Below are 6,498 nucleotides of genomic sequence, written 5' to 3'. Positions count from 1 at the left end.
AAGAGCGCGCCCCGGGCGAATGGACCCCGGAGTCGGGAGCGACGGCGCGGGATCCGCCCGGCGTCCCTCATACCTGGACGATCGGCTCCCGGGTGAACAGCGAGCCCAGCCTCGGGGCGTTCACGCGGCGGTCCGTGAGGCGTAGGGCCTCCCATACCGTGACCTGGTTGGCGGTGAGGACCGGTTTGGCCAGGGCCTTCTCCAGTGCGGGCAGATGGGCGGCCGTGTGCAGTGCCGTGTCCGGGAGGAGGACGGCGTCGGCTTCCGGGTGGTCCGCCTCACGGGCCAGCGCGATCAGGCCGGTCTCGTCCGGGTTCGCCGGCCTGGCCGCCCGTACGCGCGTCACCTCGACGCCCCCGGCCCGCAGGAACTCCGCGAAGAGCGCTGCCACGTCGTCCGGGTAGGTCGCCCCGACCGCCACTCGGCGTGCCCCGATCTCAAGGGCCGCGTGCACGAAGGCGAAGGACGTCGAGGAGGCCGGCATACCAGCCGTCATGGCCAGGGCGCGCACCTGGTCGTGGGCGCCCTGCCAGCCGTACACGAAGCTCCCGCCGGTGGACGTCCACACCATCGCCTCGACGCCCGTCAGTCGCAGCTCCTCGACGCCGCGCGCCAGCCGCTCGGGGGTGCCCGTCGCGCGCAGCGCGTCCGCGCCCGGCGGCCCCTCCGCGCCGGCCGTGTGGACCAGGTCCAGCCTGATGTCGCTGCCCAGGAGCTGTTCGATGCGCGGATAGTCGTCCTCGGCGCCATGGCCCGGGTAGAGAAATCCGAGTGCGGTCATGTCCAGCCCTCCTGCTGTTCGCCCGACAAGGCTCCACCGCCGGGGTACCCGGCAGGGGCCCCGGCGACCACGTCGTCACCCGGTCGGCCGACGGGACGCCCATGTCGACGAGTCCCGGTACGGATCCGAGCGACCGCCCTCAACCCCTACCCCGCCTCCGCCGCCTCACCGACCAGGTCGCCCCGGATCAGCCGACCCCACACTCTCTGTCGGCAAACCCCCGTACAGGTCCGAGCCACCGCCCCCAACACCCACCCCACCTCCACCACCCCAACAAGGCACGCCGCCCCCGATCAGCCGACCCCACACCCTCAGTCGACAAACCCCCGTACAGGTCCGAGCCACCGCCCCCAACACCCACCCCACCCCACCACCCCACCAAGGCACGTCGGCGCCGGTCAGCCGACCCGACGCTCCCTGTTGACGAGCCCCGGTGCGGGTGCGAGCGTGGGCCGTCCGTGCATGTCGGATGCCCCGTCCCGCTCGGAGGTACGGCTTGCCGATGCCCGTCCCGATCGTTCTCGTGCTCGACGCCGACCCCCTTCCCCGCCTCGGCCGGCTGACCGGTCGCGCCCGTGTCGTGCACGCCGACGAGGGCACGCTCGCCGGGCTGCTGCCGAGCGCCGACGTCCTGCTGGTCTGGGACCGGGCCTCGCACGCGGTGCGCGAGGCCTGGCCCGGTGACGGGTCGCGGCCGCGCTGGGTGCACGCGGCGAGCGTGGGCGTCGACCATCTGCTGTGTCCCGAACTGGCCGCCTCCGACACGGTGGTGACCAACGCCCGCGGTGTCTTCGAGCGGCCCGTCGCCGAGTACGTCGTCGCGCTCGTCCTCGCGATCGCCAAGGATCTCCCGCGCACCCTCGGCCTCCAGCGCGAGCGCACCTGGCAGCACCGTGAGACCCGGCGGTTGGCCGGCACGCGTGCGTGCGTGGTGGGGTCCGGGCCCGTCGGGCGAGCCATCGCCCGCAGCCTCAAGGCGCTCGACGTCATCCCCGCCGTCGTCGGCCGCGTCCCGCGCACCGGCATCCACGGCCCCGACGACCTGGACCGGCTGATGTCCCGCGCGGACTGGGTGATCGCGGCGGCACCGCTGACCAGCCGGACGCACGGCATGTTCGACGCCCGCCGCTTCGGCATGATGCAGCCGTCGGCGTACTTCCTCAACGTGGGCCGGGGCGAGCTGGTCGTCGAGGACGCGCTCGCCGAGGCGCTGTCCAGGCGCTGGATCGCGGGCGCGGCCCTGGATGTGTTCGCCGCCGAACCGCTCCCCGCCGACAGCCCGCTGTGGCGGCTGCCCGGCCTGCTCGTCTCGCCGCACATGGCCGGCGACACGGTCGGCCGGTGGGACGAACTCGGCGCGCAGTTCGTGGAGTTGTACGAGCGCTGGGCGGCCGGCCGGACCCTGCTGAACGTGGTCGACAAGCAGCACGGTTACGTGCCCGGCCACTGACCCTCGGAGAGCACTTCGGAGCGGCCGCCTCACCCCCGACCACAGATAACAAAATGGTCTCTGAGTAGACACGGTTGCATCACTTCCCCAGGCGGGTCCGCATAGCCCCGGGAGACCGGGCAGGCGCCACCACTGGTCAACGGCCTGCCCCGGCAAGGCTCTCCCTGGAGGTTTGAGTATCCATGTCCGAGTTTCCGAACCTGTCCCGTCGCGGCTTCCTCACCAGAGGCGCTGCTGTCGGCGGTCTGCTCACCGTCCCCGGACTCCTGACCGCCTGCAGCAAGACGGCCAGCGGCGACGGCGGGGCCTCGAAGCTGGACCAGCTCAAGAAGCAGGGCTTTGTGAGGGTGGCCTACGCGAACGAGGCACCCTACGGCTACGAGGAGAACGGAAAGCTCGAGGGCGAGGCGCCCACCCTGCACCAGGCGATCTTCAAGGCCCTGGGCGTCGACGAACTGCGCCCGACCTTCGCCGAGTTCGACGGCCTGATCCCCGGTCTGCAGGCCGGCAAGTACGACGTGATCAGCGCCGGCATGGCCATCATCCCGGATCGGTGCGAGAAGGCGCTGTTCTCCGAGCCCGAGTTCATCTCGCCCACCGCGATGATGGTCAAGAAGGGCAACCCGAAACACCTGACCGACCTGGCGTCGGCGAAGAAGGCCGGAGCCACGATCGGAGTGCTGTCGGGCGCGGTCGAGAAGAGTTACGCCACCGCCGCGGGGATACCCGAGGGCAGTATCAAAACACTGCAGAAGCAGCAGGACGGCGCGGACGCAGTCAAGGGCGGCCGGATCGACGCCTTCGTGCTGACCGGGATCTCACTGCGCTGGCTCGCCAAGACCAACCCGCAGGTGGAGGTCACCGACTCGTTCGTCCCGGTGGTGGACGGCAAGCAGCAGTACAGCCCGGGCGGCGCCGTCTTCCGCAAGGGCAGCGAGGAGCTGCGGGACGCCTTCAACGCACAGCTGAAGAAGATCACTTCGGATCAGGCGCAGTACGTACAGCTCATCGGGCAGTACGGCTTCGGCAAGGACACCATCCCGCCGACGAGCCTGAAGACCGCCGACCTCTGCAAGGCATGACGGGGGCGGCTGCCCATGGGTGACTTCTACTCCTATTTCTTCGGCCACCTGCCCCAGGTGTGGTCGGGGCTGCGCGTCACGCTCGAGGCCACGGTCCTCGGCTCGCTCGTCGCGCTCGCCCTGTCCTTCGTCTTCGGTTTCATGGCGAACAGCAGGCCCGTGCTCGTGCGGGGGGTGTCACGGGTGGTCGTGGAGTTCTTCCGCGGCACCTCGCTGTACGTCCAGTTGTTCTGGCTCTATTACGCGTTTCCCCTGCTGTCCGGGTACCAGCTGTCGCCGCTGTTCTGCGGCGTGGTGGCGTTCGGGATGAACTACGGCGCGTACGGCTCCGAGGTGGTGCGCGGTGCGCTGAACGCCGTACCGAAGCCGCAGTGGGAGGCGGCCGTCGCGCTGAACATGACGCCTGCGCAGCGCATGCGCCGGGTGATCCTGCCGCAGGCCTGGGCGCAGATGATCCCGTCGTTCACCAACCTGCTGATCCAGCTGCTGAAGTGCACCCCGCTGCTGTGGCTGATATCGGCGGCCGACCTGACGACGGTGGTCCAGCAGATGCGTGACCGCACGGGCGCGAGCACCTGGGCCTATCTGACCCTGCTGGTGCTGTACTTCGTCCTCGCCTACGCGCTGACCCTGCTGATGAACGCGCTGGAGCGGCACGCCAAAGCGCGGCTGGGCCAGCGTCCGCCCGCCCGCAGCCTGCTGCGCAGCCGCAGCTCGCAGCAGGCTGCGCAGCCCGAGGTGACGGCGGGAGGTGCGCTGTGAACTACGACTGGGACTGGGGCGCCGTCCGCGACTCGCTGCCGCTGCTGTGGGACGGCTTCCTCACCACCCTGCTGGCCACGGTCCTCGGCACGCTGGTGGCAGCCGTGCTCGGACTCTTTGTCGCCATGGCGGGCCGGGTGCCGACCCGGCTGGTCACCGTTCCGGTCCGGGCGGTCACCGAGTTCGTCCGATCCACGCCACTGCTGGTGCAACTGGTCGGCGCCTACGCCTTCTTCAACACGGTCAAGCCGCTGACCATCGGCATCGCGGTGCTCGGCATCCACTACGCCGCCTATCTGTCGGAGGTGTACCGGGCGGGCATCGACGCCGTTCCGATGGGCCAGTGGGAGGCCTGCCGGGCCCTCTCCCTCTCGCCGCGCCGCACCTGGCAGGCGGTGGTCCTGCCGCAGGCCGTGCGCAACGTCCTGCCCGCGCTCGGCAACTACGCCATCTCCATGTTCAAGGAGACACCGTTCCTGGCCGTCATCACGGTCACGGAGATGGTCGCCCAGGCCCGGGAGTACGGCGCGGACCACTTCACGTACGCCGAGACGTTCACCCTCGCGGGCCTGATCTTCCTGGCGGCAAGTTATCCGACCTCGCTTCTCATGAGAAAGCTGGAGCAGCGCCTTGGCCACTGACCCCCTGCAGAAGACGACCCCCCAGGCCACGGCGCCGAACGCGTCGGCCGACCTGGTGCGCTTCGACCGCGTGGTCAAGCGCTTCGGCGACCACGTCGTACTCGACCGGCTGGACTTCACCGTGCAGCGCGGTGAACACGTGACGCTGATCGGGCCGAGCGGCTCCGGCAAGACGACCATCCTGCGGCTGCTCATGACCCTGGAGCGCGTCAGCGACGGTGTGATCTGGGTGAACGGTGAGCCACTGTCCCACATGCGCGGTCCGGACGGGGAGCTGAAGCCGGCGAACGAGAGGCACCTGCGCGAGGTCCGCAGGAAGATCGGGATGGTGTTCCAGCAGTTCAACCTGTTCCCCAACATGAAGGTGCTGCAGAACATCACGGAGGCGCCCGTCAACGTCCTCGGGCTCGGCCGCGAGGAGGCCGAGGAACGAGCGCGTGAGCTGCTCGATCTCGTCGGACTCTCCGACAAGGTCGACGCGCACCCCTCCCAGCTCTCCGGCGGTCAGCAGCAGCGCGTGGCGATCGCACGCGCGCTCGCCATGCGGCCGGAGATCCTGCTGCTGGACGAGGTGACCTCGGCCCTGGACCCCGAACTCGTGGCAGGTGTGCTGGACCTCCTGCGGGAGATCGCGCACACCACGGACATCACGATGCTCGTCGTCACTCACGAGATGAACTTCGCCCGGGACATCTCCGACCAGGTCCTGATGTTCGACTCGGGCCGGATCATCGAGTCGGGCTCGCCGGAGAAGATCTTCAGCGATCCCGAGCACGACCGGACACGGGAATTCCTCGGTGCCGTGCTGTGACCACGGGAAGTGAACGCGCCAACACCCGAGGTCCCGGCCACGGGTCATGACCTGGGCATATGCCAGTGTGTCTGCGCCGCAGCTGAGGGGGCCGGAATCTCGCCAACAGCCTCTTCGCTGCGGCCTCTTGCCCAGTATCGTGGTATCGATTCGCCGACCGGATCGCGGACCGAAGAGCGAGCGCAGGGGGACCACCGTGGCGCTGATACACGAGCCGACCGCCCCGTACCACTCGGCGCAGGACGCGCTGCGCGTCCTGGAGACCGTGGCAGAGCACACCACCGGTGTCACCGAAACCGAGCTGGCCCGCCGGACCGGCCTCGGCCCCGAGCGCCTGGGCGCACTGCTGCGCATGCTGCGCCGCGAGGGGTACGTCGAGCAGGTCGCCGAAGGCGCGTACGTCAGCGGGGAGGCCCTGCGCCGACTCGGCTCCGCGCACGACCGGGAGGCGGCGCTGACCGAGAAACTCCAGCACACGCTGGTCCGACTGCGGGACTCGGTGGGCGCGGCCGTCTATCTGAGCCGGTACGTCGACGGTGAGGTGAAGGTCACCCAGTACGCCGACAGCCCGGCCACGCCCGCGGTCAACGAATGGGTGGACTTCCGGTACTCCGCGCACGCCACGGCGGTCGGCAAGAGCCTGCTGACGCAGCTCGACCACAACGCCCGCCGCGACCACCTCTCCCGGCACAAAATGGCCCGGCTCACCTCGCGGACGATCACCAGCGACAAGCTGCTGCTGTCCCGGCTCGACTCCCAGCCGGCGACGGTGCCCGTCCTGGACCTCCAGGAGTACGCGATCGGCACGGTGTGCGCGGCGGTGCCGATCACGGCGGGCTCCTCGGTGGGCTGTCTGGCGCTGTCGCTCCCGGTGGAGGACGCGCACCGGCTGAAGCAGGCGGCGGACGCACTGAACCGGAACGCGGCGCCGGTGCTGCTCTCGCTGGCGATCTAGGGCGCGGTCGGCAGCA

General features: G+C 70.0%; 7 protein-coding genes. 6 read left to right on the top strand and 1 reads right to left on the bottom strand.

The window, feature by feature from the left end; translation table 11 throughout:
• Positions 1 to 67 precede the first annotated feature (67 nt).
• Complete coding sequence (locus ACFYXB_RS18270) at positions 68 to 781, bottom strand: decarboxylase (RefSeq protein ID WP_389583264.1); 714 nt, start codon at positions 779 to 781, stop codon at positions 68 to 70.
• Between the two features lie 502 nt (positions 782 to 1,283).
• Between ACFYXB_RS18270 and ACFYXB_RS18265 the strand changes: the two genes are divergently transcribed.
• The 6 genes from ACFYXB_RS18265 to ACFYXB_RS18240 all read left to right on the top strand — a co-directional run bounded on the left by ACFYXB_RS18265 (position 1,284) and on the right by ACFYXB_RS18240 (position 6,482).
• Complete coding sequence (locus ACFYXB_RS18265; RefSeq protein WP_389583261.1) at positions 1,284 to 2,231, top strand: D-2-hydroxyacid dehydrogenase; 948 nt, start codon at positions 1,284 to 1,286, stop codon at positions 2,229 to 2,231.
• Between the two features lie 182 nt (positions 2,232 to 2,413).
• Positions 2,414 to 3,313, top strand: a complete 900-nt coding sequence (gene ehuB / locus ACFYXB_RS18260; protein WP_389583259.1) for an ectoine/hydroxyectoine ABC transporter substrate-binding protein EhuB — start codon at positions 2,414 to 2,416, stop codon at positions 3,311 to 3,313.
• A gap of 15 nt (positions 3,314 to 3,328) precedes the next feature.
• Positions 3,329 to 4,075, top strand: a complete 747-nt coding sequence (gene ehuC, locus ACFYXB_RS18255) for an ectoine/hydroxyectoine ABC transporter permease subunit EhuC (RefSeq protein WP_351349970.1) — start codon at positions 3,329 to 3,331, stop codon at positions 4,073 to 4,075.
• The gene (ehuD, locus tag ACFYXB_RS18250; protein ID WP_351349972.1) at positions 4,072 to 4,716 is read left to right on the top strand and encodes an ectoine/hydroxyectoine ABC transporter permease subunit EhuD; all 645 of its coding nucleotides are present in this window, start codon (positions 4,072 to 4,074) and stop codon (positions 4,714 to 4,716) included. The genes ehuC and ehuD overlap by 4 nt, the downstream gene beginning before the upstream one ends.
• Complete coding sequence (ehuA, locus tag ACFYXB_RS18245; protein WP_388497156.1) at positions 4,706 to 5,527, top strand: ectoine/hydroxyectoine ABC transporter ATP-binding protein EhuA; 822 nt, start codon at positions 4,706 to 4,708, stop codon at positions 5,525 to 5,527. The genes ehuD and ehuA overlap by 11 nt, the downstream gene beginning before the upstream one ends.
• Before the next feature lie 196 nt (positions 5,528 to 5,723).
• Positions 5,724 to 6,482: an IclR family transcriptional regulator gene (locus ACFYXB_RS18240; RefSeq protein WP_389583254.1), complete on the top strand. Its 759-nt coding sequence runs from the start codon at positions 5,724 to 5,726 to the stop codon at positions 6,480 to 6,482.
• The last annotated feature ends 16 nt before the right edge of the window (positions 6,483 to 6,498 follow it).

The organism is Streptomyces sp. NPDC002619 (genome assembly GCF_042889305.1).
Taxonomy (GTDB): Bacteria; Actinomycetota; Actinomycetes; order Streptomycetales; family Streptomycetaceae; genus Streptomyces.
Note: the sequence above shows the minus strand (reverse complement) of the source record. Positions and strands in the feature narration are given on the sequence as shown.

Coding starts and splice junctions, on each gene's coding strand:
- ehuB (WP_389583259.1), top strand. CDS start 2,414: ATGTCCGAGTTTCCGAACCTGTCCCGTCGCGGCTTCCTCACCAGAGGC.
- ACFYXB_RS18265 (WP_389583261.1), top strand. CDS start 1,284: ATGCCCGTCCCGATCGTTCTCGTGCTCGACGCCGACCCCCTTCCCCGC.
- ACFYXB_RS18270 (WP_389583264.1), bottom strand. CDS start 781: ATGACCGCACTCGGATTTCTCTACCCGGGCCATGGCGCCGAGGACGAC.
- ehuC (WP_351349970.1), top strand. CDS start 3,329: ATGGGTGACTTCTACTCCTATTTCTTCGGCCACCTGCCCCAGGTGTGG.